The following is a 24,713-nucleotide window of genomic DNA, read 5'->3' as shown; positions in this document are numbered from 1 at the left end:
CCGGCCCGCGCCCGAACCGCACACGGGGTACAACGTACGACCGGCGGAGATCATTCCGCGTCCGACGGCCGCTCCCCGCCCCCGAGCTGCCCGGCCGCTCGGACGGCTACGAGTTGAGGTAGGTGAGCACCGCCAGCACCCGGCGGTGGTCCTCCGGGCTCTGCGCCAGGCCCAGCTTCAGGAAGATGTTGCTGACGTGCTTCTCCACCGCGCCGTCCGAGACCACCAGCTGCTTGGCCACCGCGCTGTTGGTGCGGCCCTCCGCCATCAGCCCGAGCACCTCCCGCTCGCGCGGCGTGAGGTTGGCCAGCACGTCGCCCTTGCGGCTGCGGCTGAGGAGTTGCTGCACGACCTCCGGGTCCAGCGCGGTGCCGCCCTCGGAGACCCGGACCACCGCGTCCGCGAACTCGCGCACCTCCGCGACCCGGTCCTTCAGCAGGTAGCCGACGCCCCGGGTCGAACCCGCCAGCAGCTCGGAGGCGTACCGCTCCTCCACGAACTGCGACAGCACCAGCACGTTCAGTTCCGGGTAGCGCGCGCGGAGCTCGACGCAGGCGCGCAGGCCCTCGTCGGTGTGGCTCGGCGGCATCCGCACGTCGGAGACCACGACGTCCGGCAGTTGCCCGGCCGCGGCCAGGTCGTGGATGGTCTTCACCAGCGCGGCGCCGTCGCCGACACCCGCCACGACCTCCAGGCCCCGGTCGGTGAGCAGCCGGGTCAGGCCCTCCCGCAGCAGTACGGAGTCCTCGGCTATGACGACGCGGCGCATGGTGACCTTCCCGGCAGGGCTGAGCTGACAGGGGCCAGTCTCCCCCATCCGGGTAAACACCCGGCCCGCCGTCCGCGGATCCGCCGGCCGGGGGCCGCCGCCCGCCGCGCCCCGGTCACATGGTCCGGATCGCCACCGCGTCGCAGAGCCCCTCCAGGGCCGCCTTCGCCGCGCAGTCCGGCAGCGGGGCGAGCAGCGCCCGGGCGTCCTCGGCCTGGCGCAGCGTCTCCCGGCGGGCGCGCTCCAGCGCGGGGTGGCGGCGCAGCAGCCGCAGCGCCTCGGCGTGCAGCTCGTCGTCGGCGAGGTCCAGGGTGAGCAGTTCGCGCAGCCGGGCGTCGGCCGGGTCGGCGGGGTCGGCCGGCATCTGCTCCAGCAGCAGGGTCGGCAGGGTCGGCACGCCCTCGCGCAGGTCGGTGCCGGGGGTCTTGCCGGACTCCTGGCCGTCGCTGGCGATGTCCAGCACGTCGTCGGCCAGCTGGAAGGCGATGCCGATCCGCTCGCCGAACTCGCTGAGGGTGTCCACCATCCACGGCTCGGCGCCGGCCATCAGCGCTCCTATCCGGCAGGAGACCGCGATCAGCGAGCCGGTCTTGCCGGCCAGCACGTCGAGGTAGTGCAGCAGCGGGTCGCCGTCCGGGCCGGGGCCGCGGGTCTCCAGGATCTGGCCGGTGACCAGCCGCTCGAAGGCGTCGGCCTGCATCCGCACCGCCTCGGGGCCGAGGTCGGCGAGCACCTGGGAGGCGCGGGAGAACAGGAAGTCGCCGGTGAGGATGGCCACCGAGTTGTCCCAGCGGGAGTTGGCGCTGGGGGCGCCGCGGCGCACCGGGGCCTCGTCCATGACGTCGTCGTGGTACAGGGTCGCCAGGTGGGTGAGCTCGACGACGACGGCGGCCGGCACCACGCCGGGCGCCCCCGGGTCGCCGAACTGCGCCGCCAGCAGCAGCAGCAGCGGACGGAAGCGCTTGCCGCCGGCCTCGATGAGGTGACTGGCGGTGATGGTGATGAACGGGACGTCGCTCTTGACGGCCTCGGCGAGCGCCGTCTCCACCGCGTCCAGTCCGGCCTGAACGTCCCGGGTCAGGTCGCGGTCCTGCACGCTGAGCCCGAAGGGTCCCACGACGGTCACGAAGACCACTCCTCTGTCCCTGGTCGATCTAGCGGCCTGGTCCCTGAGTGCCGCCGCTGGCCATACAGGCAGGGTATCCGGTCACGAGTGGATCACTGCACGGGCGTGCGGATCCTGTCATGATCGGGCCGGATGCCCTGGTCAGGGCGGCTGTGGGGGCAGTACTGCGGTGGGGGCGAATTCAGCTGGAAAACACGGGCCGGAGCCCCTCCGCCGGCGGGCCGGCGGCAAACGCGCGTCCGGACCGCGCGCCGAGGGCGCGGCCCGGACGGGCCCGGGGCGGCGGCGCCGCCCCGGAGGCGGTCAGCGGACGAACAGCGCGGCCTTCGACGCCAGGTCCAGGAAGTACTGCGGCAGCAGGCCGAGACCCAGCGTGACCAGCACCCCCACCCCGATCGCGGTCGCCGTGAAGGCGCTCGGGATCGCGACCGTCGGGCCGCCCGGCTTCGGGTCGGAGAAGAACATCAGCACGATGACCCGGATGTAGAAGAACGCGGCCACCGCCGAACTCAGCACACCGACGATCACCAGCGGCGTCGCCCCGCCGGCCGCCGCCGCCTGGAACACCGCGAACTTCCCGGTGAACCCGGAGGTCAGCGGGATCCCGGCGAAGGCCAGCAGGAACAGCGCGAACACCGCCGCCACCAGCGGCGAGCGCCGGCCCAGCCCGGCCCAGCTGGACAGGTGGGTCGCCTCCCCCTTGGAGTCGCGCACCAGGGTGACCACGGCGAACGCGCCGAGCGTCACGAAGGAGTACGACAGCAGGTAGAACAGCACCGAGGACAGGCCCTGCTTGTTGGTGGCGATCACGCCCGTGAGGATGAACCCGGCGTGCGCGATCGAGGAGTACGCCAGCAGCCGCTTGACGTCCTGCTGGGTGACCGCCAGCACCGCGCCCACCACCATGGTGAGGATCGCCACCCCCCACAGCACCGGTCGCCAGTCCAGCCGCAGGCCGGGGAAGGCCACGTAGAACAGCCGCAGGAACGCCCCGAAGGCCGCGACCTTCGTCGCCGCCGCCATGAAGCCGGTCACCGGGGTCGGCGCGCCCTGGTACACGTCCGGGGTCCAGGAGTGGAACGGCACCGCGCCGACCTTGAACAGCAGGCCGACCGCGAGCATCGCCAGGCCGATCAGCAGCAGCGCGTCACTCTGGGTGCTGCTCAGCTGCGCCGGGGTGGTCATCGCCTTGCCGGAGATCACGTCCGAGATGTCGCCGAGCTTCACGCTGCCCGCGTAGCCGTACAGCAGCGCGGTGCCGAACAGGAAGAACGCCGAGGCGAAGGCGCCCAGCAGGAAGTACTTGACGGCCGCCTCCTGGGAGAGCAGCCGGCGGCGCCGGGCCAGCGCGCAGAGCAGGTACAGCGGGAGGGAGAAGACCTCCAGCGCCACGAACATCGTCAGCAGGTCGTTGGCCGCGGGGAACAGCAGCATCCCGCCGACCGCGAACATGGTGAGCGGGAAGACCTCGCTGGTGGCGAAGCCGGCCCGGACCGCGGCCCGCTCCTGCTCGCCGCCGGGGGTGGCGGCGGCCTGGGCCGCGAAGGCGTCGGCGGGCAGGCCGCCCGCCTTGGGCTCCAGCTTCCGTTCGGCGTAGGTGAGCACCGCGACGACGGCGGCCAGCAGGATCACACCTTGCAGGAACAGTGCCGGGCCGTCCAGCGCGACGGACTCCATGGCCAGCAGGTCGACCCGGGTGGAGCCGAAGCCCTGGGAGGCCAGCACCACCACGGCGACGAAGGAGCCGATCAGCCCGGCCAGGGCGAGCGACACCTGCGTCCAGTGCCGGTACCGGCGGGGCACGAAGGCCTCCACCAGGATGCCGGCCACGGCGGCGCCGAACACCACCAGCATCGGGGAGAGCTGGCCGTACTCCAGGTGCGGCGCCGGGATGCTGGCGGTGTTGCCGCCGGCGGCGGCGAGCATGCCGGTGGTGCTCACTTCTGCTCACCTCCTGAGGTGGCGGCGACCGGGTGGGCCGGCGCCGGGTCGGTCTCGTGGACCTGCGAGAGCGTCGCGTTCACCGAGGGGTTGACCAGGTCGGTGAGCGGCTTGGGGTAGACGCCGAGCAGGATGGTCAGCGCCACCAGCGGGGCGACCACGGCCAGTTCGCGGACCTTGAGGTCGGGCATCCCGCCGACGCCGGCCTTCACCGGGCCGGTCATGGTGCGCTGGTACAGCAGCAGGGCGTACAGCGCGGCCAGCACGATGCCGAAGGTCGCCACGATGCCGATCGCCGGGTAGCGGGTGAACGTGCCGACCAGCACCAGGAACTCGCTGACGAACGGGGCCAGCCCGGGCAGCGACAGGGTGGCCAGACCGCCGACCAGGAACGTTCCGGCGAGCACCGGGGCGACCTTCTGCACCCCGCCGTAGTCGGCGATCAGCCGCGAGCCGCGGCGGGAGATCAGGAAGCCCGCCACCAGCATCCACGCGGCGGTGGAGATGCCGTGGTTGACCATGTAGAGGGTGGCGCCGCTCTGGCCCTGGCTGGTCAGCGCGAAGATGCCCATGATGATGAAGCCGAAGTGCGAGATCGACGCGTAGGCGACCAGCCGCTTGATGTCCTTCTGACCGACCGCCAGCAGCGCGCCGTAGATGATCCCGATCACCGACAGGACCAGGATCACCGGGGCGAAGGTCTTCGAGGCGTGCGGGAACAGCCCGAGGCAGAAGCGCAGCATCGCGAAGGTGCCGACCTTGTCGACCACGGCGGTGATCAGCACGGCGGTGCCGGCGGTGGCCTCGCCCATCGCGTTCGGCAGCCAGGTGTGCAGCGGCCACAGCGGGGCCTTCACCGCGAAGGCGAAGAAGAAGCCGAGGAACAGCGCCTTCTCGGCGGTGCCGGACAGCTGGAGCCTGCCGTCGGCGATCGCCGAGGTGAGGGTCCGGAGGTCGAAGGTGCCGAAGCCCTGGTCCTGCGCGATCACGTACAGGCCGATCACGGCGGCCAGCATCACCAGGCCGCCGAGCAGGTTGTAGAGCAGGAACTTCACGGCCGCGTACGAGCGCTGGCGCGCCGCGTCGGGGCCGCCGGCCCGGTCGCCGAAGCCGCCGATCAGGAAGTACATCGGGATCAGCATGGCTTCGAAGAACACGTAGAAGAGGAAGACGTCGGTGGCGTAGAAGGAGACGACCACCATCGCCTCCACCGCCAGGATCAGGGCGAAGAAGCCCTGGGTGCGGCGCCTGTTCTCGAACGTGCCGTCGGGGGCGGCCGGCCCCGGGTCGGCGTCGTGCCAGGAGGCCAGCATCACCACCGGCACCAGGACGGCGGTGAGCAGGGCGAGGACGGCGCCGATGCCGTCCACGCCGAGCGAGAAGGTGATGCCGAAGGAGCGGATCCAGCTGTACGACTCGGTCAGCTGGTAGCGGTCGCCGTGCGGGTCGAAGCGGGTCGCCACCACGGCGGCCAGCACCAGGGTGACGACCGAGACGCCCAGGGCGACGGCCTTGGTGGTCGAGCGGCGGCGCTCGGTCGACCCGGCGGGCAGGGCGGCGGTCAGCACCGCGCCGGCCGCCGGGACGGCACAGGTGGCGGTCAGCAACGCGCTCATGGCCGCACCCCCCACGTGGAATCTGCGCGAGTCATCAGACGGACCTCATCAGGAGAGTCGTGGCGACCAGCACCAGCGTGCCGCCGAACATGGAGAGCGCGTACGAGCGGACGAAGCCGTTCTGGACCCGCCGCAGCCGACTGGATACGCCTCCGATGGTGGCGGCCAGGCCGTTGACGAAGCCGTCCAGGCCGCGGCTGTCGAAGTAGACCAGCGTCGCGGTGAGCGCCGAGCCCGGGCGGACCAGGACGGCGTGGTTGAAGTCGTCCTGGAGCAGGTCGCGGCGGGCGGCCCGGGTGAGCGGGGAGCCGACCGGCGGCACCACGGGGACGGCGGAGCGCCCGTACATCAGGTACGAGACGAGGACGCCGGCCAGCATGCAGGCCGTGGTGAGCACGGTGACCACCAGCGGGGCGAGCGGCGAGTTGCCCTCGGAGTGTCCGGTGACCGGCTCCAGCCATTTCAGGAACGAGTCGTTGAAGGCGAACAGCCCGCCGGCGAAGACCGAGCCGAAGGCCAGCAGGACCATCGGGATGGTCATGGTCTTCGGGGACTCGTGCGGGTGCGGGGCGTTGCCCTCCGCGTCCGGCTGCCAGCGCTTCTCGCCGAAGAAGGTCAGCAGCATCACCCGGGTCATGTAGAACGCGGTGACGGCGGCGCCGGTCAGCGCGCACAGGCCGAGGATCCAGCCCTCGGTGCCGCCCTTGGCGAAGGCCGCCTCGATGATCTTGTCCTTGGAGAAGAAGCCGGACAGGCCGGGGAAGCCGATGATCGCCAGGTAGCCGAGGCCGAAGGTGACGAAGGTGACCGGCATGAACTTGCGCAGGCCGCCGTAGTGACGCATGTTCACCTCGTCGTTCATGCCGTGCATGACCGACCCGGCACCGAGGAACAGCCCGGCCTTGAAGAAGCCGTGCGTCACCAGGTGCATGATCGCGAAGGCGTAGCCGATCGGGCCGAGCCCGGCCGCCAGCACCATGTAGCCGATCTGCGACATCGTCGACCCGGCCAGCGCCTTCTTGATGTCGTCCTTCGCGCAACCGACGATCGCACCGAACAGCAGCGTGACCGCGCCGACCACCACCACGGCGGTCTGCGCGTCCGGCGCCAGGTCGAAGATCGCCGACGAGCGGGTGATCAGGTAGACGCCGGCGGTCACCATGGTGGCCGCGTGGATCAGCGCCGACACCGGGGTCGGGCCCTCCATCGCGTCGCCCAGCCAGGACTGCAGCGGCACCTGCGCCGACTTGCCGCAGGCCGCCAGCAGCAGCATCAGGCCGATCGCCGTCAGCTTGCCCTCGCTCGCCTGCGCCGCCCCACCGGCCCCTCCTTCTGAACCGAGGATCGGCTGGAAGGCGAAGGAGCCGAACTCGGTGAACATCAGCATGATCGCGATCGACAGGCCCAGGTCGCCGACCCGGTTGACGATGAACGCCTTCTTCGCCGCCGTCGCCGCGCTCGGCTTGTGCTGCCAGAAGCCGATCAGCAGGTACGAGGCGAGGCCCACACCCTCCCAACCGAAGTACAGCAGCAGGTAGTTGTCGGCGACCACCAGCAGCAGCATGGCGGCCAGGAACAGGTTCAGGTACGCGAAGAAGCGGCGCCGGCGCTCGTCGTGCGCCATGTAGCCCACCGAGTACAGGTGGATCAGCGTGCCGACGCCGGTGATCAGCAGGACGAAGGTCATCGACAACTGGTCGAGCCGGAACGACATGTCGGCCTGGAACCCGTTCACCGGGATCCAGCTGAACAGGTGCTCGGTGACGGCCCGGTGCTCGGCCTCGCGGCCCAGCATGTCCCGGAACAGCGCCAGGCCGAAGCCGAACGAGAGCGCCGCGAGGGCGGTGGCCAGCCAGTGGCCGAAGCGGTCCAGCGCGCGGCCGCCGAGCAGGAGCAGGGCGGCGCCGGCCAGCGGGGCCGCCACCAGCAGCGGAATGAGAGAGTTCACCGAGGCCCTCCGCCTACAGCTTCATCAGATTGCTGTCGTCGACCGAAGCGGAGTGCCTGGTCCGGAAGATGGAGACGATGATGGCGAGGCCGACCACGACCTCGGCCGCCGCGACCACCATCGTGAAGAACGCGATGATCTGGCCGTCCAGGGTGCCGTGCAGCCGGGAGAAGGTCACCAGGGCGAGGTTCGAGGCGTTCAGCATCAGCTCCACGCACATGAACAGCACGATCGCGTTGCGCCGGATCAGCACTCCGGCCGCGCCGATGGTGAACAACAGGGCCGCGAGGTACAGGTAGTTGACCGGGTTCACTCCGCTCCCTCCTCGTCGGCGCGGCCGTTCGGGCCGCCCTTGCCGTTCAGACCGTCCTTGGCATTCAGGCCGTTCGAACCGCCGTTGCCGTTCAGGCCGTTCAGCCCGTTCGGACCGCTGTTGCCGTTCACCGACGCCGGCACCGGCTCCAGGGACTTGCGCGGTCCGGAGACCGCCGGCCGCTCGGACGACGGCCGGCCCAGCCAGTCCGCCGTGGTGTTCTCCAGCTCGGCCATCCGCCGCAGCATCTCCTGGCTGACGTCCCGGACCTGGCCGCGCTCGCGCAGCGTCGCCATCACCGAGTCCTCGGCGATCGTGCCGTCCGGCAGCAGCGCCGGGACGTCCACCGCGTTGTGCCGCGCGTACACGCCCGGCGCCGGCAGCGGCGGCAGCTGGAGGTTGTCCACGACCCGCTGGGCGGCCAGCTCGCGCTGCGTCTTCGGCGCCTTCACGTGCTCGCGGTGGGTCAGCACCATCGCACCGATCGCCGCGGTGATCAGCAGCGCGCCGGTGACCTCGAACGCCCACACGTACCGGGTGAAGATCAGCCGGGCCAGACCCGGCACGTTGCCCTCGGCGTTCGCCTCGGACAGGCCGGTGAAGTGGTCCAGCCGCGCGTTGGCGATCCCGGCGATCAGCAGCACGCCGAAGCCCAGCCCGCACAGCACCGCGGCGAACCGCTGGCCCTTCAACTGCTCCTTCAGGGAGTCCTCGCTGGTGACACCGACCAGCATCACCACGAACAGGAACAGCATCATGATCGCGCCGGTGTAGACGACGATCTGCACCACGCCCAGGAACACCGCGCCCTGCGCCATGTAGCAGACCGCCAGCGCCATCATCGTGGCCGCCAGGCACAGCGCACTGTGCACGGCCTTGCGCATCAGCACCATGCCGAGCGCGCCGCCGACCGCGATCACCGCGAGCACCCAGAACTGGACGGCCTCCCCGAGGGAGGTCGTCCCGGTCGCGGCCAGGTTGAGGGAGGTCACTGCTGGACCTCCCGCTCCCGGTCGGTGCGCTCCTGCTGGACCGTCCCGGGCGCCGCCGCGGTGATCTCGCCCCGGTAGTACGCGCCCTCGTCGGCGCCCGGGAAGATCGAGTGCGGGGAGTCCACCATGCCCTCGGACAGACCGACCAGCAGTTGCTCCTTGGTGAAGATCAGGTCCCGGCGCGAGGAGTCGGCCAGCTCGTACTCGTTGGTCATGGTGAGCGCGCGGGTCGGGCAGGCCTCGATGCACAGCCCGCACAGGATGCAGCGGGCGTAGTTGATCTGGTAGACCGCGCCGTAGCGCTCGCCCGGCGAGTAGCGCTCCTCCTCCCGGTTGTCCGCGCCCTCCACGTAGATGGCGTCGGCCGGACAGGCCCACGCGCACAGCTCGCAGCCGACGCACTTCTCCAGGCCGTCCGGGTGCCGGTTCAGCTGGTGGCGGCCGTGGAAGCGCGGAGCGGTGGGCTTCTTCTGCTCCGGGTACTGCTCGGTGAGCCGCTTCTTGAACATGGCCTTGAAGGTCACGCCGAAGCCGGCGGCCGGGCCGAGGATCGACGGCTTGTCGGGCCGTTCGGCCCGCTCCGTCTGGTCGGACGACATCTCGGTTCAGCTCCCTTCGGTATGGTCGGCCCCGTTGAGGGCGTCCTGGAGTTGCTTCGGGGCCCGGCTGCGCCGGCGCGGCACCGGCGGGAGCTCCTGTCCGGGCAGCGGGGGCACCGGGTAGCCGCCCGCCATCGGGTCGAACTCCCCCTTCGGCGGGGCTGGTTCGGGCTCGGGTTCCTTCTTCAGGAAGTCCCGCAGCAGGGCGAGCAGCAGGATCGCCCCGACCGGCGCGCCGACGTACAGCACCACCTCGCCGAAGCCGTAGCCCTCGTTGCGCAGCGCCCGCACGCTCGCGATCAGCACCAGCCACACCAGCGAGACCGGGATCAGTACCTTCCAGCCCAGCTTCATGAACTGGTCGTAGCGGAACCGGGGCAGCGTGCCGCGCAGCCAGATGAAGAAGAACAGCAGCAGCTGGATCTTCAGCGTGATCCACAGCATCGGCCACCAGCCGTGGTTGGCGCCCTCCCAGAAGGTCGACACCGGCCACGGGGCCCGCCAGCCGCCCAGGAACAGGGTGGAGGCCACCGCCGAGACGGTCACCATGTTGACGTACTCGGCCAGCATGAACATCGCGAACTTCAGCGAGGAGTACTCGGTGTTGAAGCCGCCGACCAGCTCGCCCTCGGCCTCCGGGAGGTCGAACGGCGCCCGGTTGGTCTCACCCACCATCGCGATGATGTACACGATGAACGACACCGGCAGCAGCGCCGCGAACCAGGTCGGCTGCTGGTGCGCCACGATCTCCGAGGTCGACATCGACCCCGAGTAGATGAATACCGCCGCGAAGGACAGGCCCATCGCGATCTCGTAGCTGACCATCTGCGCGGCCGAGCGCAGCCCACCCAGCAGCGGGTACGTCGAACCGGACGACCAGCCGGCCAGCACGATGCCGTAGATGCCGATCGAGGCCGTCGCCAGGATGTACAGCAGCGCCACCGGGAAGTCGGTCAGCTGCATCGCCGTCCGGGTGCCGAAGATCGACACCTCGTTGCCGGCCGGCCCGAACGGGATCACCGCGAAGGCCATGAACGCCGGGACGGCGCAGACGATCGGGGCCAGGATGTAGACCACCTTGTCCGCGCCCTTGACCACCAGGTCTTCCTTGAGCGCCAGCTTCACGCCGTCCGCCAGGGACTGCAGCATCCCCCACGGCCCGTGCCGGTTCGGCCCGATGCGCAGCTGCATCCAGGCCACCACCTTGCGCTCCCAGACGATCGCGATCAGCACCGTCAGGACGAGGAAGCCGAAGCAGAACACCGCCTTCAGCAGCACCATCCACCACGGGTCCTGCCCGAAGAAGTGGAGCGTCTCGTACGGCTGCGGAGTCATCGCTCCTCCCCTTCGCTGCCCGCGTCGCCCGCCGCGGCCTCGGCCCGCGCGGCCGGCTCGGGGGCGGCCACGGCGATCGTGACCAGATGGCCGACGGTGGTGCCGAGCGCGCGGTGGGCGCCGCCCGGCGTGGAGTTGAGCGGGATCCAGACCGTGCGGTCCGGGATCGAGTCGGTGACCTCCAGCGGCAGGGTCAGCGAGCCGGCCGGGCCGGTCAGCCGCAGCGACCCGCCCCCCTCGGCACCGGCCTCCGACGCACCGGCCTCCGACGCGCCGATCTCCTTCGCGGTGGCCGGCGAGACCCGGGCCACCGCCCGGTGCCGGGTGCCCGCCAGGTGCGGATCGCCCTGCTGCAACGTGCCGTTGTCCAACAGCTGGCGCCAACCCGCCAGCACCGCCTGGCCGGTGGCCGGGCGGGGCAGCACGCCGGGGTGCGCGGCCGGGTCCGCGGACCGGTCGCCCGCCCACGGGGTGAAGTGGTCCAGCTCCAGCCGGGCCGCCCGGACGTCCGGCAGGCCCAGCCGGTGGCCCAGCGCCTCCGCCAGCATGGTCAGCACCCGCAGGTCCGGGTACAGGTGGCGGCCCATCTGCTGATCGGGCTTGAGCGCCGCCTCGAACATCCGCAGCCGGCCCTCCCAGTCCAGGAAGGCGCCGGCCTTCTCCGCCACCGCCGCCACCGGCAGCACCACGTCCGCGCGCGCCGTCACCGCGGAGGGCCGCAGCTCCAGCGACACCACGAACGGCACCGCCGCCAGCGCCGCGTCGGCCAGCGCCGGATCCGGCAGGTCGTCCGGGTCGACGCCGCCGACCAGCAGCGCGTCCAGCTCGCCGTGCGCCGCGGCCGTCAGGATCTGCTCGGTGTCCCGGCCCGGCCGGGACGGCAGCTCCGCCACCCCCCACACTCCGGCGGCCTCCGCCCGTGCGGCCTGAGCCGCCACCGGACGGCCGCCGGGCAGCAGCCCCGGCAGCAGGCCCGCCTCGACCGCACCGCGCTCGCCCGCCCGGCGCGGCACCCACGCCAGCCGGGCACCGGTCGCGTGCGCCAGGCGCAGCACCGCCGTCAGCGCGCCCGGGGCAACGGCCAGCCGCTCGCCCACCAGGATCACCGCGCCCGGGCCGCGCAGCAGCTCGGCGGCCCGCCCGGCCTCGTCGTTCAGCGGCTCGTCGGCGGCCAGCGCGGCGAACCACTCCGCCTCCGTGCCCGGGGCGGCCGGCAGCAGCGCGCCGCGCAGCTTGGCCAGGCCCCGGGAGGCGAACGCCGCCACCGAGTACACCTTCAGGCCCCGGTCGCGGCTGGCCTTGCGCAGCCGCAGGAAGACGATCGGCGACTCCTCCTCCGGCTCGAAGCCCGCCAGCAGCACCGCCGGCGCCTGCTCCAGCTGCTCGTAGGTCAGGCCCTCGCCGTCCACGTCCACGCCGCGCCCGGCGACGGCGGCGGCCAGGAAGTCCGCCTCCTCACCGCTGTGCGGGCGGGCCCGGAAGTCCACGTCGTTGGTGTCGAGCACCACCCGCGCGAACTTCCCGTACGCGTAGGCGTCCTCGACGGTGACCCGGCCGCCGGTCAGCACCCCGGCGCGGGCGCCGCGCAGTCCCTCGGCGGCCCGGGCCAGCGCCTCCGGCCAGGAGGCGGGCACCAGCTCGCCGTCCACCCGCACCAGCGGGGTGGCGATCCGGTCCCGCTGCTGGGCGTAGCGGAACGCGAACCGGCCCTTGTCGCAGTTCCACTCCTCGTTGACCGCCGGGTCCTCGCCCGCCAGCCGGCGCAGCACCTTGCCGCGCCGGTGGTCGGTGCGCTGGGCGCAGCCCGCGGAGCAGTGCTCGCACACGCTCGGCGAGGAGACCAGGTCGAACGGGCGGGAGCGGAAGCGGTAGGCCGCCGACGTCAGGGCGCCGACCGGGCAGATCTGGATGGTGTTCCCGGAGAAGTACGAGTCGAGCGGCTCGTCGTCCCCGGTGCCGACCTGCTGGAGCGCGCCGCGTTCCAGCAGGTCGATGAACGGGTCCCCGGCGATCTGCTGCGAGAAGCGGGTGCAGCGCGCGCACAGCACGCAGCGCTCCCGGTCCAGCAGCACCTGGGTGCTGAGCGGGATCGGCTTCTCGTAGGTGCGCTTCATCCCCTCGAAGCGGGTGTCGGCGTCACCGGTGGACATCGCCTGGTTCTGCAGCGGGCACTCGCCGCCCTTGTCGCAGACCGGGCAGTCCAGCGGGTGGTTGATCAGCAGCAGCTCCATCACGCCGCGCTGCGCCTTCTCGGCCACCGGTGAACTCACCTGGGTGCGCACCACCATGCCCTCGGCGACCGGGATGGTGCAGGAGGCGACGGGCTTGCGCTGACCCTCGATCTCGACGATGCACTGCCGGCAGGCGCCGGCCGGGTCGAGCAGCGGGTGGTCGCAGAAGCGCGGGATCTGGGTGCCGATCCGTTCGGCGGCCCGGATCACCAACGTCCCCTTGGGGACCTGCACTTCGACGCCGTCGATGGTGAGCGTGACCAGCTCGACCGCGGCCTTGTCGCCCGTGGAGGTGGATGGCTCTGTGATCGTCACGCGTGCACCTCCCTTTCGGTGGCGGACTGGTGGCCGGGGCGGGGGCCGTCGGCCCAGACGGTGGAGGCGGCCGGGTCGAACGGGCAGCGGCGCTCGGCCAGGTGCTGCTCGTACTCGGCCCGGAAGTGCTGGAGGGAGGAGACGATCGGGCTCGCGGCGCCGTCGCCCAGTGCGCAGAAGGACTTGCCGTTGATGTTGTCGGCGATGTCGAGGAGCTTCTCCAGGTCCCCGTCGACGCCCGCGCCCGCCTCGATCCGCTTGAGCAGTTGGACCAGCCAGTAGGTGCCCTCGCGGCAGGGGGTGCACTTGCCGCAGGACTCGTGGGCGTAGAACTCGGTCCAGCGGGTGACCGCCCGCACCACGCAGGTGGTCTCGTCGAAGACCTGCAGCGCCTTGGTGCCGAGCATCGAGCCGGCCGCGCCGACGCCCTCGTAGTCCAGCGGGACGTCCAGGTGCTCGTCGGTGAACATCGGGGTGGAGGAGCCGCCCGGGGTCCAGAACTTGAGCCGGTGCCCGGGGCGGACGCCGCCGCTCATGTCCAGCAGCTGGCGCAGCGTGATGCCCAGCGGCGCCTCGTACTGGCCGGGGTTGGTGACGTGGCCGGAGAGCGAGTACAGCGTGAAGCCGGGGGACTTCTCGGTGCCCAGGCCCTTGAACCACTCCTTGCCGCGGGCCAGGATCGGCGGCACCGAGGCGATCGACTCGACGTTGTTGACCACCGTCGGGCAGGCGTACAGGCCGGCGATCGCCGGGAACGGCGGCCGCAGCCGGGGCTGGCCGCGGCGGCCCTCCAGCGAGTCCAGCAGTGCCGTCTCCTCGCCGCAGATGTAGGCGCCGGCGCCGGCGTGCACGGTGATGTCGAGGTTGACGCCGGAGCCGAGGACGTCGCGGCCGAGCAGCCCGGCCTGGTACGCCTCGGCGACGGCCGCGTGCAGGCGGCGCAGCACCGGGACGACCTCGCCGCGCAGGTAGATGAACGCGTGGTCGCAGCGGATCGCGTAGGAGGCGATGATCATGCCCTCGATCAGCGCGTGCGGGTTGGCGAACATCAGCGGGATGTCCTTGCAGGTGCCCGGCTCGGACTCGTCCGCGTTGACCACCAGGTAGTGCGGCTTGCCGTCGTTCTGCGGGATGAACTGCCACTTCATCCCGGTGGGGAAGCCCGCGCCGCCGCGACCGCGCAGCCCGGCCTCCTTCACCAGGGCGATCACGTCGTCCGGCGGCATGGCGAGGGCCGCCTTGAGGCCGTCGTAGCCGTGGTGGCGGCGGTAGGTGGCCAGCGTCCAGGGCCGTTCGTCGTCCCAGGAGGCGGACAGGACGGGGGTGAGCAGCTTCTCGGCCGGCTCGGCGGCGGTCATCACGCTTCCGTCCCTTCGTGGCCGGTGCCCTCGTGACCGGTGCCTTCGTGGCGGGGTGCGACGACCTTGGTGCCGCCGGTGCCGGGCAGCGCCTCGCCCTTGGCCAGGCGCAGGCCGGCCAGCGAGGGCGCGCCGCCCGCGCCGGACTCGTCGTTGGCACCCGGGCGCTCGTCGGGGAAGCCCGCCAGGATCCGGGCGGACTCCTTGAAGGTGCACAGCCGGGCGCCGCGGGTCGGCCGGACCTCCCGGCCCGCGCGCAGGTCGTCGACCAGCCGCTTGGCGCTCTCCGGGGTCTGGTCGTCGAAGAACTCCCAGTTGACCATCACCACGGGCGCGTAGTCGCAGGCCGCGTTGCACTCGATGTGCTCGATCGAGATCTCGCCGTCCCCGGTGGTCTCGTTGTTGCGCACGCCGAGGTGCTGCTGGAGCTCGTCGAAGATCTGGTCGCCGCCGAGCACCGCGCACAGGGTGTTGGTGCAGACCCCGACGTGGTACTTCCCGGCCGGGCGCCGCCGGTACATGGTGTAGAAGGTGGCGACGGCGGTGACCTCGGCGGTGGTGAGGTCCAACTGCTCGGCGCAGAACCGGATGCCGGTCGGGCTGACGAAGCCCTCCTCGGCCTGCACCAGGTGCAGCAGCGGCAGCAGCGCCGACCGGGCCTGCGGGTAGCGGCCGATCAGCTCCGCGGCGTCGGCGGCCAGCCGGGCGTGCACCTCCTCGGGGTACGGTGTGGCCGGCAGCGCCGGCATCCCCAACTGGACGTCTGTCACCGGTCCACGCCTCCCATCACCGGGTCGATCCCGGCCACCGCGACGATCACGTCGGCGACCTGGCCGCCCTCGCACATCGCCGCCATCGTCTGCAGATTGGTGAACGACGGGTCCCGGAAATGGACCCGGTACGGGCGTGTCCCGCCGTCGCTGACGACGTGTACGCCCAGCTCGCCCTTGGGCGACTCGACCGCCGCGTACGCCTGGCCGACCGGGACTCGGAAACCCTCGGTGACCAGCTTGAAGTGGTGGATCAGGGCCTCCATCGAGGTGCCCATGATCTTGCGGATGTGGTCGAGCGAGTTGCCCATCCCGTCGGGGCCGACGGCGAGTTGGGCGGGCCAGGCGATCTTCTTGTCGGCCACCATCACCGGGCCCGGCCGCAGCCGGTCCAGGCACTGCTCGACGATCCCCAGCGACTGCCGCATCTCCTCCAGGCGGATCAGGAAGCGGCCGTAGGAGTCGGCGCTGTCCGCGGTCGCGACCTCGAAGTCGTAGTCCTGGTAGCCGCAGTACGGGTCGGTCTTGCGCAGGTCGTGCGGCAGGCCGGTGGCGCGCAGGATCGGGCCGGTGGCGCCGAGGGCCAGGCAGCCGGGCAGGTCGAGGAAGCCGACGTCGACCAGGCGGGCCTTGAACACCGGGTTCCCGGTGGCGAGTTTGTCGTACTCGTGCATCCGGGAGCGCAGGGTCTTCACGCACTCGCGGATCTGGTCGACGGCGCCGGGCGGGAGGTCCTGGGCGAGGCCGCCGGGGCGCACGTACGCGTGGTTCATGCGCAGGCCGGTGACCAGCTCGAAGACGTCCAGGATCAGCTCGCGGTCGCGGAAGCCGTAGATCATCAGGGTGGTGGAGCCGATCTCCATGCCGCCGGTGGCCAGGCAGACCAGGTGCGAGGCGATCCGGTTGAGCTCCATCATCAGCACCCGGATCACGCTGGCCCGGTCCGGGATGTCGTCGGTGATGCCGAGCAGCTTCTCGACGGCCAGGCAGTACGCGGTCTCGTTGAACAGCGGGGTCAGGTAGTCCATCCGGGTCACGAAGGTGGTGCCCTGGACCCAGTTGCGGAACTCCATGTTCTTCTCGATGCCGGTGTGGAGGTAGCCGATGCCGCAGCGGGCCTCCTTCACCGTCTCGCCGTCGATCTCCAGGATCAGCCGCAGCACGCCGTGGGTGGACGGGTGCTGGGGGCCCATGTTGACGATGATGCGCTCGTCGTCGGCCCGGCCGACCGCCTCGACCACCTCGCCCCAGTCGCCGCCGGTGACCGTGAAGACCCGGCCCTCGGTGGTCTCCCGGGACTCTGCCTGCTCGGTCTCCTCGTGGGGTCGGGTCTCTTCGTCGTGCCGAGCATCTTCGTGGTGCCGAGTACTCATCAGCTGTACGACCTCCGCTGGTCGGGAGCCGGGATCTGGGCGCCCTTGTACTCGACGGGGATGCCGCCGAGCGGGTAGTCCTTGCGCTGCGGGTGGCCCAGCCAGTCGTCCGGCATCATGATCCGGGTGAGCGCCGGGTGGCCGTCGAAGACCAGGCCGAAGAAGTCGTAGGCCTCGCGCTCGTGCCAGTCGTTGGTCGGGTAGACGCTCACCACGGAGGGGATGCGCGGGTCGGCGTCCGGCGCGGTGACCTCCACCCGGATCAGCCGTCCGTGGGTGATCGACCGCAGGTGGTAGACCGCGTGCAGCTCGCGGCCCTTGTCGTCGGGGTAGTGCACGCCGCTCACGCCCAGGCACAGTTCGAAGCGCAGCGCCGGGTCGTCGCGCAGGGTGCGGGCGGTCCGGAGCAGGTGCGCGCGGTCGATGTGGAAGGTGAGCTCGCCGCGGTCGACGACGGTCTTCTCGATCACCTCGGCCGGGTCCAGGCCCTGTTCCTCCAAGGCGCCCTCCAGCTCGTCGGCGACCTCGTCGAACCAGCCGCCGTACGGCCGTTCGCTCGGGCCGGGCAGCACGATCGGCGCGGCCAGGCCGCCGAAGCCGGAGGTGTCACCGCTGTCCTGGGCGCCGAACATGCCCTGCCGGCGGCCGACCACCTCGACCGGGATCTCGCGGACCGGGTGCTCGCGGCGGGTCTCGGGTACCTGCTCGTTCATCGCAGCAGCCCCCGCATCTCGCTGACCGGGGTGGCCTTGAGGGCGAGCGCCTCGCCGAGCTCCTCGGCCCGGATCCGGTTCGCGCCCAACGGCTCGTGCTGGATCTTGTCGTGCAGCTTCAGGATGGCGTCCATCAGCATCTCCGGGCGGGGCGGGCAACCGGGCAGGTAGATGTCCACCGGGACGATGTGGTCGACGCCCTGCACGATCGCGTAGTTGTTGAACATCCCGCCCGAGGAGGCGCAGACGCCCATCGAGATGACCCACTTCGGGTTGGCCATCTGGTCGTACACCTGGCGCAGCACCGGGGCCATCTTCTGGCTCACCCGACCCGCCACGATCATCAGATCGGCCTGCCGGGGCGAGCCCCGGAACACCTCCATGCCGAACCGGGCCAGGTCGTAGCGGCCGGCGCCGGTGGTCATCATCTCGATCGCGCAGCAGGCCAGACCGAAGGTGGCCGGGAAGAGTGACGCCTTGCGCACCCAACCGGCGGCCGTCTCCACGGTCGTGAGCAGAAAGCCGCTCGGCAGCTTCTCCTCGATTCCCATCAGATCCCTCTCAATGCCCTCAAGAAGCCCTCAAGTCCTGTGGTACGTCGGCCCGTTCGGGCTTGTCCGCTCGTTCACAAAGGCGGCGGCCACCCCGCGCTCAGTCCCACTCCAGGCCGCCGCGGCGCCACACGTAGGCGTAGGCGACGAAGACCGTGGCGATGAACAGGAGCATCTCGACCAACCCGAAGATCCCCAGGGCGTCGAAGGTCACCGCCCAGGGGTAGAGAAAGACGATCTCGATGTCGAAGACGATGAAGAGCATCGCCGTCAGGTAGTACTTGATCGGGAACCGACCGCCGCCCACGGGCTGCGGGGTCGGCTCGATGCCGCACTCGTACGCCTCCAACTTGGCCCGGTTGTACCGCTTGGGGCCGGTGAGTGAGGCCATCACGACGGAGCCGACCGCGAACGCCGCCGCGATGGCACCGAGTACGAGGATCGGCGCGTAGGCATTCATAGCCCCCGCTCCCTCCGTCCAGTCGTCCTTGACTGCAGATCGGAACCGGCGGGTCACGCTGTGGTGAACCCGCGTTCCGGTTCCCGGAATCCACCCCATGTGAGGCAGTTCACAAAGCCTGGAACGAGCGCATCCTATGCCCGTCGGCTTGTGATCTGCGACACGCAGTTCAACGTCATCTTTGTGATCTACGCCACGATGGGAATCGTGCCGAATATGAACATGCCCAGAGTTGTCGACACAAAGAAGTCAAATGGTCACAATCAGTCGCATTTACCTGTGAAGCGGCTGGTCAGAGCCGCGCTCCTATATCAACTATGCGTCGACGGGAGCAAATTTCGAGGCGTCATGTTGACGTGTTATAGCGGCTCACCCTGAGGGGTGGCGGGGGCCCGAACGCTCGCTTGACCCTTCGTTCACAAGCGTGCGAAACGGCCCTCGGAGCCGGCGGCCCCGGGCTCGACGGTCGCCTGGACTCCACCCGTAACGCGACAGAAGTCGCCTTACGATGAGCGCGGCGAGACCGCCACACCACGGCAAGCCCTGACGCGACTGGAGTCGACCGTGCACGAGAACACCCCCGGGACGAACCACCCCGGGACGGACCACCCCGGGACGGACCACCCCGAGCCCCGCACCCCGACCCCGCGCCCCGGCGGCCGCAGCGCCCGGGTCCGGGAGGGCGTGGTCGCCGCCACGCTCGCCGAGATCACCGAGAAGGGGTACGACGGCCTCACCGTCGAGGCGGTCGCGAGCCGCTCCGGCGTCCACAAGGCGACGCTGTACCGGCGGTGGGGCGGGGCGGACGGCCTGGTCGCGGACGCCCTGACCGCCTCGGCCGACCAGCCCTGGCCGCTGCCCGACACCGGCGACCTCCGCGAGGACCTGCGGCTGATCACCCGGGAGGTGTTCACCGTCTTCACCGATCCCGGCCTGGGCGCCACCCCCACCGCGCTGATCTTCGCCGCCCAGCGCTCCGACGCCGGCGCGACCGCCCTGCGCGCCTTCTTCGCCTCCCGCCACCGCCAGGCCGCCGAGGTCGCCGAACGAGCCGTCGCCCGGGGCGAGTTGCCCACCGGAACGGACGGCGCCGAGGTGGTCCGGGCCGCCACCGCCCCGCTCTACTACCGGCTGTTCGTCACCGGCGAGCCGCTGGACGCCCACACCGCCGAGCGGGCCGCCGACGCCGCCGCGCTGGCCGCCCGCGCCGGGCTGTTCACCTCCGCACCCGAGGCCAACCCCGGTCCCTCTAAGGACTCCTGACCCTCCATCCGCCCGGCAGGCCCCGAACCCCACCGATCCCTGCCGACCCCTACCGGATCCCCGCCCCGGCGTGGATGATGTCGCCATGCCAACCCCGCCGTCCACCACCCTCCGGAAGGCCAGTCCCGTGAAGCGCGCACCCTGGGCCCTGCTCGCCGTCGCCACCGTCCTCCCGCTGACGGCGGGCACCGGCACCGCCGTCGCGGACACCCCGCCGCCCGCGCCCGCCTGCGCCTACACGCCCGCGGTGCCGGCCGACAACTTCAAGGGCATCCCGGTCTTCGACGCCAAGAAGGCCGCCCAGCCCTACCGCGCCACCCTGCGCACCAGCCAGGGCGCGATCACCTTCCAGGCGCTGACCGACAAGGCGCCCTGCACCACCTTCTCGTTCCGCTTCCTCGCCGAGCACGACTACTTCGACCGCAGCCACTGCCACCGCCTCACCACCCAGCGGCTCTACGTCCTGCAGTGCGGCGACCCGACCGGAACGGGCAGCGGCGGGCCCGGCTACTCCTTCCCGGACGAGAACCTGACCGGCGCCACCTACCCGGCCGGCACCGTGGCGATGGCCAACGCCGGTCCGAACACCAACGGCAGCCAGTTCTTCTTCGTCTGGAAGGACACCAAGCTCTCCCCCGCCTACACCCCGTTCGGCCGGATCACGGCGGGCCTGGACGTCCTGCAGAAGATCGCCGCGGGCGGCGAGGACGACCAGAACAACCCCGGCGACGGCTTCCCCACCCTCCCCGTGAACATCCGCCACGTGAAGATCAGCACCCGCTGACCGGGAGCCCGCCCCCGCACCGCCCGCCCCCACGCCGTTCCCGTACGCCCGCGGCGCCTCCCGTACGGTGGCAGCACCAACGACACCGCACGGGAGCAGCGCGCATGGACAGCCGGATCTGGGAGAGCGTGGACCACCTCGTCGCGTGGCTCGACGAGCAGAGCACGCAGTCGCCCCGGGAGGAGCGCCTGCTGCGGCTCCTCAAGCTCTCCGAGGAGGTCGGCGAGGTCGGCGCCGCGGTGATCGGCGCCACCGGCCAGAACCCGCGCAAGGGCGTCACCCACAGCTGGGAGGACGTCCAGCACGAGCTCTGCGACGTCGTCTTCACCGCCCTCGTCGCCCTCCGGACGCTCACCCCCGACGCGGCCCGGGTCTTCGCCGACCGCCTCGTCTACGTCGAACAGCGCACCGCCGCCTCCCGCCGCCCGGCGGACGGGGAGCGGAAGACGGCGGAGGAGACGCCCTGAGGCCTTTGGCAGGGGGGCCGGGAGAGGGCCCCGGGCCCGCTACGCGTTGGGCGCGACCTTCGCGAGGCCGTTGATGATGCGGTCCATCGCGTCGCCGCCCTGCGGGTCGGTGAGGTTGGCGAGCATCTTGAGGGTGAAGCGCATCAGCATCGGGTGGGTGAGACCGCGCTGGGTGGCGATCTGCATCACCTTGGGGTTGCCGATGAGCTTCACGAAGGCGCGGCCCATCGTGTAGTAGCCGCCGTAGACGTCCTTGAGGACGCGCGGGTAGCCCTGCAGGGCGCGCTCGCGCCCGGTCTCGGTGACCCGGGCGTGGGCCTGGACGATGACCCCGGCGGCGATCTGGCCGGATTCCATCGCGTAGGCGATGCCCTCGCCGTTGAACGGGTTGACCATGCCGCCCGCGTCGCCGACGAGCAGCAGGCCGCGGGTGTAGTGCGGCTGCCGGTTGAAGGCCATCGGCAGCGCGGCGCCGCGGATCGGGTCGGTCATGTTCTCGGGGGTGTAGCCCCACTCCTCCGGCATGCCGGCGCACCAGGCCTTGAGCACCTCGCGCCAGTCGAGTTCGCCGAACGCGGGCGAGGAGTTGAGGATGCCGAGGCCGACGTTGGAGGTGCCGTCGCCCATGCCGAAGACCCAGCCGTACCCGGGCAGCTGCTTGCGCTGGCCGCCGCGGGTGTCCCACAGCTCCAGCCAGGACTCCAGGTAGTCGTCGTCGTGGCGCGGCGAGGTGAAGTACGTCCGGTAGGCGACGCCCATCGGGCGGTCCTCGCGGCGGTGCAGGCCCATGGCGAGCGAGAGCCGGGTGGAGTTGCCGTCGGCGGCGACCACCAGCGGGGCGCGGAAGGTGACCGGCCGCTTCTCGTCGCCGAGCTTGGCGGTGACGCCGACGATCCGGCCGGTGCGCTCGTCCAGGACGGGCCCGCTGACGTTGCAGCGCTCGTAGAGCCGGGCGCCGGCCTTCTCGGCCTGACGGGCCAGCAGCTCGTCGAAGTCGGCGCGCTTGCGGACCAGGCCGTAGTCGGGGAAGGCGGACAGCTCGGGCCAGTCCAGCTCCAGCCGGACGCCGCCGCCGATGATGCGCAGGCCCTTGTTGTGCAGCCAGCCGTTCTCGGTGGAGACGTCGATGCCCATGTCCACCAGCTGCTTGGTGGCGCGGGGGGTGAGGCCGTCGCCGCAGACCTTCTCGCGCGGGAACGCGGTCTTCTCCAGCAGCAGCACGTCCAGCCCGGCCTGGGCGAGGTAGTACGCGGTGGTGGACCCGGCCGGACCCGCGCCGACCACGATGACGTCGGCCGTGCTCTCGACCGGGCTGTCCGGCTTCGTCAGATCGGCTGCGGTCTCGGTCACGGTGGACACTCTCCTGGAGCTGCGGCTGTGGGGACGGCGGCTTTTGTCTCCGGCAGTCTAGTTCCGTCCCCGCCGCCGGAAACGACCACGCCCCCACCCTGCCGGTGCGACGGCTACCCGAGCTTGTACGCCCGGTGCAGCGCGACGATGCCGCCGGTGAGGTTGCGCCAGGCGACCTTGGACCAGCCGCTCTCCTGCAGCCGGGCCGCCAGCTCGGGCTGGTCGGGCCAGGAGCGGATGGACTCGGCGAGGTACACGTACGCGTCCGGGTTGCTGCTGACCGCGGTGGCGACCGGCGGCAGGGCGCGCATCAGGTACTCGGTGTAGACCGTCCGGAACGGCGTCCAGGTCGGGGTGGAGAACTCGCAGATCACCAGCTTGCCGCCGGGCTTGGTGACGCGCTGCATCTCGCGCAGCGCCGCGTCGGTGTCCTGGACGTTGCGCAGCGCGAAGGAGATCGTCACCGAGTCGAAGGTGCCGTCCGCGAACGGCAGCCGGGTGGCGTCGCCGGCGGTGAGCGGCAGCTCGGGGTGGCGGCGCTTGCCCTCGACGAGCATGCCGACGGAGAAGTCGCACGGGACGACCTGCGCGCCGGCCTCGGCGAAGGGCAGCGAGGAGGTGCCGGTGCCGGCTCCGAGGTCGAGCACGAGGTCCCCCGGTCCGGCGGCCACCGCCTCGGCCACCGCCCGGCGCCAGGCGCGGGCCTGGCCGAGGGACAGCACGTCGTTGGTGCGGTCGTACTTGGCCGCGACGTCGTCGAACATGGCGGCGACTTCGTGCGGCTGCTTGTCCAGAGAGGCTCGGGTCACGCCCCCATTGTTCACCCTGGCGCCGACACCCCGACCAACGGGGCACACCGCGGGGCGTCCGCACCCGCCGTACGGGCCCCGCCGCACGCCCCCGCCGTCCAGCGCCCCCGCCCGGCCCCACCGGTGCCGCGCGCCCCGTCAGTGCTGCGCGCGCCGCCCGCCCGCGCGCCGCCGGCGCCGGGAGCGCTTGCCGTGGGTTATCGCGGGCATCCCGTCGGCCAGCGCCCCGGTCGCCAGGGCGACGGTGGTGGCCAGCCGGCCCTGCCCGGCGCGGACCGCGAGCGCCCGCCGGTGCCGCCGGATGCGCAGCACGCAGATCACGAACATCCCGACCGCGACCGGCACGCTGAACCGGGCCAGGCCCACGCCGACCGGCTGCGGGTAGGTGTCGCCGCAGATCCGCACCGCGCCCGGGTCGTCGGCGGCGTGCTCCAGGCAGATCGGGTCCCCGATCCTGGCACCGTCGGCGAGCGGCAGCGCGGCCGCGGTGTGCGACTGGCCGGACGCCCGGTAGCTGACGGCACTGTAGGAGCCGCCGCCGGTGGGGAGCTGGGTGACGACGCCCTCGACTCTCACGGGGTGGGCGCCGATCCGGTCGGCCTGGTCGGCCTGGCGCCAGCCGAGCAGGCACATGCCGACGGCCAGCACGGCGCTGAGCACGGCGGCGAGGTACCAACCACGGCCCAACCGCGGGGATCGCGGCGGGGGGACGGTCGCGGATCGCATGGTTCCTGTCCTGGCTTGCCTTCGGGGCCTGGGACACGGCCCCGCCACCCGCGGGCACGGGCGGTAGGTGGTGAGGGTACGGAGTGAGCTGTCCGGGATCGTATCCGCTGGCGGGCCCTCAGGTCACGGCGAAGGGGGAATCACCCCGCAGGGTGGACAATGGAGTTCGGCGGCACACGAAGGAAGTGCCGTGCGCCGCAAGGAAGTCCGACTACCGGCGGGTACGCCGCCCGGTTCCCGGCCCCGTTCAGCGCCGCCGGTACACCAACCGTCCGCCCAGCACGGCGGCCAGGCAACCGCCCGGCGATGGCTGGGCGAAGCCCTCCCCAACGGCCGGGAACACCGCGAAGTCGGCCCGGCCGCCCGCCGCCACCCGGCCGTGCACGGCCGCCGCGAGCGGCAGCACCGCCAGCGGGTCCAGCGGGCCGTCCCCCGGGTCCGTCGCGTCCGGGGCGCCCGGCAGCGCGACCAGCCCGGAGCGCGCCACGGCCGTGCGCACCGCGGCCCGCTCGAACGGCCCGGCCACCGCCGTCACCCCGAACCCGAGCATCCGTTGCAGCCCGCGCCGGGCGCTCGCGCCGCAGCGCCCCTCGTCGACGGAGCCCGTCAGCCCGTCCGCGACCGGCTCGACGCCGATCTCCTCGCGCGGGTCCGGGTGGTAGGCGTGCTCCAGCAGCCGGTGCCCGTACGGGTTGCGCAGCCCCGGCGTGAGCACCGCGGCGCCCCAGTCCCGCAGTCGCGCCCCCGGGTGCGCGGCGGCCAGCTCCCGGTACGGTCCGACGGCCTCGACGCGGTCGCCGCGCACCAGCACCGCCCCGTCCGGGAGGGACGGGGCGGTGGGGTCGGCCGGGTCGGGCAGCACCAGGGCCGCCCGGTGCAGGGTCAGCACGGCGGTGCCCCGGGC

General features: G+C 71.8%; 23 protein-coding genes. 3 read left to right on the top strand and 20 right to left on the bottom strand.

The features are described 5' to 3' along the window. Window positions 1–106: 106 nt before the first annotated feature. From ACFVTF_RS20030 to ACFVTF_RS19955, 16 genes are all read right to left on the bottom strand, one after another. Window positions 107–769, bottom strand: a complete 663-nt coding sequence (locus ACFVTF_RS20030) for a response regulator (RefSeq protein ID WP_387815093.1) — start codon at window positions 767–769, stop codon at window positions 107–109. A gap of 115 nt (window positions 770–884) precedes the next feature. After that, window positions 885–1,895: a polyprenyl synthetase family protein gene (locus ACFVTF_RS20025; protein WP_371517460.1), complete on the bottom strand. Its 1,011-nt coding sequence runs from the start codon at window positions 1,893–1,895 to the stop codon at window positions 885–887. 303 nt (window positions 1,896–2,198) lie between these two features. Continuing rightward, window positions 2,199–3,821 (bottom strand): NADH-quinone oxidoreductase subunit NuoN, encoded by a 1,623-nt coding sequence (nuoN, locus tag ACFVTF_RS20020; protein WP_350877774.1) that lies wholly within the window; start codon window positions 3,819–3,821, stop codon window positions 2,199–2,201. 11 nt (window positions 3,822–3,832) lie between these two features. Continuing rightward, window positions 3,833–5,452: an NADH-quinone oxidoreductase subunit M gene (locus ACFVTF_RS20015; RefSeq protein ID WP_387815091.1), complete on the bottom strand. Its 1,620-nt coding sequence runs from the start codon at window positions 5,450–5,452 to the stop codon at window positions 3,833–3,835. A 34-nt stretch (window positions 5,453–5,486) separates the two neighbouring features. Next, entirely contained in the window at window positions 5,487–7,400 is a 1,914-nt protein-coding gene (nuoL, locus tag ACFVTF_RS20010; protein WP_387815089.1) for an NADH-quinone oxidoreductase subunit L, read from the bottom strand. Window positions 7,401–7,413: 13 nt separating this feature from the next. Next, on the bottom strand, window positions 7,414–7,713 hold the full coding sequence (gene nuoK / locus ACFVTF_RS20005) for an NADH-quinone oxidoreductase subunit NuoK (protein ID WP_030060110.1): 300 nt from the start codon (window positions 7,711–7,713) through the stop codon (window positions 7,414–7,416). Further along, window positions 7,710–8,705 carry an NADH-quinone oxidoreductase subunit J gene (locus ACFVTF_RS20000; RefSeq protein ID WP_387815087.1) on the bottom strand — a complete coding sequence of 332 codons (996 nt, stop codon included), beginning with the start codon at window positions 8,703–8,705 and terminating at the stop codon, window positions 7,710–7,712. The genes nuoK and ACFVTF_RS20000 overlap by 4 nt, the downstream gene beginning before the upstream one ends. Next, window positions 8,702–9,304 (bottom strand): NADH-quinone oxidoreductase subunit NuoI, encoded by a 603-nt coding sequence (nuoI, locus tag ACFVTF_RS19995; protein WP_063348141.1) that lies wholly within the window; start codon window positions 9,302–9,304, stop codon window positions 8,702–8,704. Before nuoI ends, ACFVTF_RS20000 begins: the two co-directional genes overlap by 4 nt. A gap of 6 nt (window positions 9,305–9,310) precedes the next feature. Next, on the bottom strand, window positions 9,311–10,639 hold the full coding sequence (gene nuoH, locus ACFVTF_RS19990; protein ID WP_371517464.1) for an NADH-quinone oxidoreductase subunit NuoH: 1,329 nt from the start codon (window positions 10,637–10,639) through the stop codon (window positions 9,311–9,313). Further along, window positions 10,636–13,185, bottom strand: coding sequence for an NADH-quinone oxidoreductase subunit G (locus ACFVTF_RS19985; RefSeq protein WP_387815084.1), 2,550 nt, complete (start codon window positions 13,183–13,185; stop codon window positions 10,636–10,638). The genes nuoH and ACFVTF_RS19985 overlap by 4 nt, the downstream gene beginning before the upstream one ends. Next, complete coding sequence (gene nuoF / locus ACFVTF_RS19980) at window positions 13,182–14,543, bottom strand: NADH-quinone oxidoreductase subunit NuoF (protein ID WP_387815082.1); 1,362 nt, start codon at window positions 14,541–14,543, stop codon at window positions 13,182–13,184. Before nuoF ends, ACFVTF_RS19985 begins: the two co-directional genes overlap by 4 nt. Further along, window positions 14,543–15,292: an NADH-quinone oxidoreductase subunit NuoE gene (gene nuoE / locus ACFVTF_RS19975; protein ID WP_387815224.1), complete on the bottom strand. Its 750-nt coding sequence runs from the start codon at window positions 15,290–15,292 to the stop codon at window positions 14,543–14,545. The genes nuoF and nuoE overlap by 1 nt, the downstream gene beginning before the upstream one ends. A gap of 17 nt (window positions 15,293–15,309) precedes the next feature. Further along, window positions 15,310–16,686 (bottom strand): NADH-quinone oxidoreductase subunit D, encoded by a 1,377-nt coding sequence (locus tag ACFVTF_RS19970; protein ID WP_371517467.1) that lies wholly within the window; start codon window positions 16,684–16,686, stop codon window positions 15,310–15,312. After that, window positions 16,686–17,399: an NADH-quinone oxidoreductase subunit C gene (locus tag ACFVTF_RS19965; protein WP_371517469.1), complete on the bottom strand. Its 714-nt coding sequence runs from the start codon at window positions 17,397–17,399 to the stop codon at window positions 16,686–16,688. Before ACFVTF_RS19965 ends, ACFVTF_RS19970 begins: the two co-directional genes overlap by 1 nt. Continuing rightward, entirely contained in the window at window positions 17,396–17,950 is a 555-nt protein-coding gene (locus ACFVTF_RS19960; protein WP_063348147.1) for an NADH-quinone oxidoreductase subunit B family protein, read from the bottom strand. Before ACFVTF_RS19960 ends, ACFVTF_RS19965 begins: the two co-directional genes overlap by 4 nt. A 100-nt stretch (window positions 17,951–18,050) precedes the next feature. Next, window positions 18,051–18,410 (bottom strand): NADH-quinone oxidoreductase subunit A, encoded by a 360-nt coding sequence (locus ACFVTF_RS19955; RefSeq protein WP_030060100.1) that lies wholly within the window; start codon window positions 18,408–18,410, stop codon window positions 18,051–18,053. Window positions 18,411–18,974: 564 nt separating this feature from the next. On the opposite strand from ACFVTF_RS19955, the gene ACFVTF_RS19950 reads away from it, so the two are divergent. From ACFVTF_RS19950 to ACFVTF_RS19940, 3 genes are all read left to right on the top strand, one after another. Next, window positions 18,975–19,673 carry a TetR/AcrR family transcriptional regulator gene (locus ACFVTF_RS19950; protein ID WP_387815079.1) on the top strand — a complete coding sequence of 233 codons (699 nt, stop codon included), beginning with the start codon at window positions 18,975–18,977 and terminating at the stop codon, window positions 19,671–19,673. A gap of 127 nt (window positions 19,674–19,800) precedes the next feature. Continuing rightward, the gene (locus tag ACFVTF_RS19945) at window positions 19,801–20,457 is read left to right on the top strand and encodes a peptidylprolyl isomerase (RefSeq protein ID WP_387815077.1); all 657 of its coding nucleotides are present in this window, start codon (window positions 19,801–19,803) and stop codon (window positions 20,455–20,457) included. Between the two features lie 104 nt (window positions 20,458–20,561). Continuing rightward, on the top strand, window positions 20,562–20,924 hold the full coding sequence (locus tag ACFVTF_RS19940) for a MazG-like family protein (protein ID WP_387815075.1): 363 nt from the start codon (window positions 20,562–20,564) through the stop codon (window positions 20,922–20,924). A 39-nt stretch (window positions 20,925–20,963) separates the two neighbouring features. On the opposite strand, the gene ACFVTF_RS19935 is transcribed toward ACFVTF_RS19940, so the two are convergent. From ACFVTF_RS19935 to ACFVTF_RS19920, 4 genes are all read right to left on the bottom strand, one after another. Then, a complete protein-coding gene (locus ACFVTF_RS19935) occupies window positions 20,964–22,253 on the bottom strand; it encodes a geranylgeranyl reductase family protein (protein WP_387815222.1) in 1,290 nt (429 codons plus the stop codon). 134 nt (window positions 22,254–22,387) lie between these two features. Beyond that, entirely contained in the window at window positions 22,388–23,083 is a 696-nt protein-coding gene (locus ACFVTF_RS19930; RefSeq protein ID WP_063348153.1) for a demethylmenaquinone methyltransferase, read from the bottom strand. A 138-nt stretch (window positions 23,084–23,221) separates the two neighbouring features. Continuing rightward, window positions 23,222–23,809 carry a hypothetical protein gene (locus ACFVTF_RS19925; protein ID WP_371517473.1) on the bottom strand — a complete coding sequence of 196 codons (588 nt, stop codon included), beginning with the start codon at window positions 23,807–23,809 and terminating at the stop codon, window positions 23,222–23,224. A 247-nt stretch (window positions 23,810–24,056) separates the two neighbouring features. After that, window positions 24,057–24,698: a hypothetical protein gene (locus tag ACFVTF_RS19920; protein ID WP_387815073.1), complete on the bottom strand. Its 642-nt coding sequence runs from the start codon at window positions 24,696–24,698 to the stop codon at window positions 24,057–24,059. Window positions 24,699–24,713 lie beyond the last annotated feature (15 nt).

This window comes from Kitasatospora sp. NPDC057940, from assembly GCF_042887425.1.
Classification (GTDB): domain Bacteria; phylum Actinomycetota; class Actinomycetes; order Streptomycetales; family Streptomycetaceae; genus Kitasatospora.
The sequence above is the reverse complement of the archived record's forward strand: the minus strand, read 5'-3'. Positions and strand labels throughout refer to the sequence as shown.

Coding starts and splice junctions, on each gene's coding strand:
- ACFVTF_RS20015 (WP_387815091.1), bottom strand. CDS start 5,452: ATGAGCGCGTTGCTGACCGCCACCTGTGCCGTCCCGGCGGCCGGCGCG.
- nuoE (WP_387815224.1), bottom strand. CDS start 15,292: ATGCCGGCGCTGCCGGCCACACCGTACCCCGAGGAGGTGCACGCCCGG.
- ACFVTF_RS19955 (WP_030060100.1), bottom strand. CDS start 18,410: ATGAATGCCTACGCGCCGATCCTCGTACTCGGTGCCATCGCGGCGGCG.
- nuoN (WP_350877774.1), bottom strand. CDS start 3,821: ATGCTCGCCGCCGCCGGCGGCAACACCGCCAGCATCCCGGCGCCGCAC.
- ACFVTF_RS20030 (WP_387815093.1), bottom strand. CDS start 769: ATGCGCCGCGTCGTCATAGCCGAGGACTCCGTACTGCTGCGGGAGGGC.
- nuoH (WP_371517464.1), bottom strand. CDS start 10,639: ATGACTCCGCAGCCGTACGAGACGCTCCACTTCTTCGGGCAGGACCCG.
- ACFVTF_RS19960 (WP_063348147.1), bottom strand. CDS start 17,950: ATGGGAATCGAGGAGAAGCTGCCGAGCGGCTTTCTGCTCACGACCGTG.
- nuoF (WP_387815082.1), bottom strand. CDS start 14,543: ATGACCGCCGCCGAGCCGGCCGAGAAGCTGCTCACCCCCGTCCTGTCC.
- nuoI (WP_063348141.1), bottom strand. CDS start 9,304: ATGTCGTCCGACCAGACGGAGCGGGCCGAACGGCCCGACAAGCCGTCG.
- ACFVTF_RS19965 (WP_371517469.1), bottom strand. CDS start 17,399: ATGAACGAGCAGGTACCCGAGACCCGCCGCGAGCACCCGGTCCGCGAG.
- ACFVTF_RS19940 (WP_387815075.1), top strand. CDS start 20,562: ATGGACAGCCGGATCTGGGAGAGCGTGGACCACCTCGTCGCGTGGCTC.
- ACFVTF_RS19925 (WP_371517473.1), bottom strand. CDS start 23,809: ATGCGATCCGCGACCGTCCCCCCGCCGCGATCCCCGCGGTTGGGCCGT.
- ACFVTF_RS19970 (WP_371517467.1), bottom strand. CDS start 16,686: ATGAGTACTCGGCACCACGAAGATGCTCGGCACGACGAAGAGACCCGA.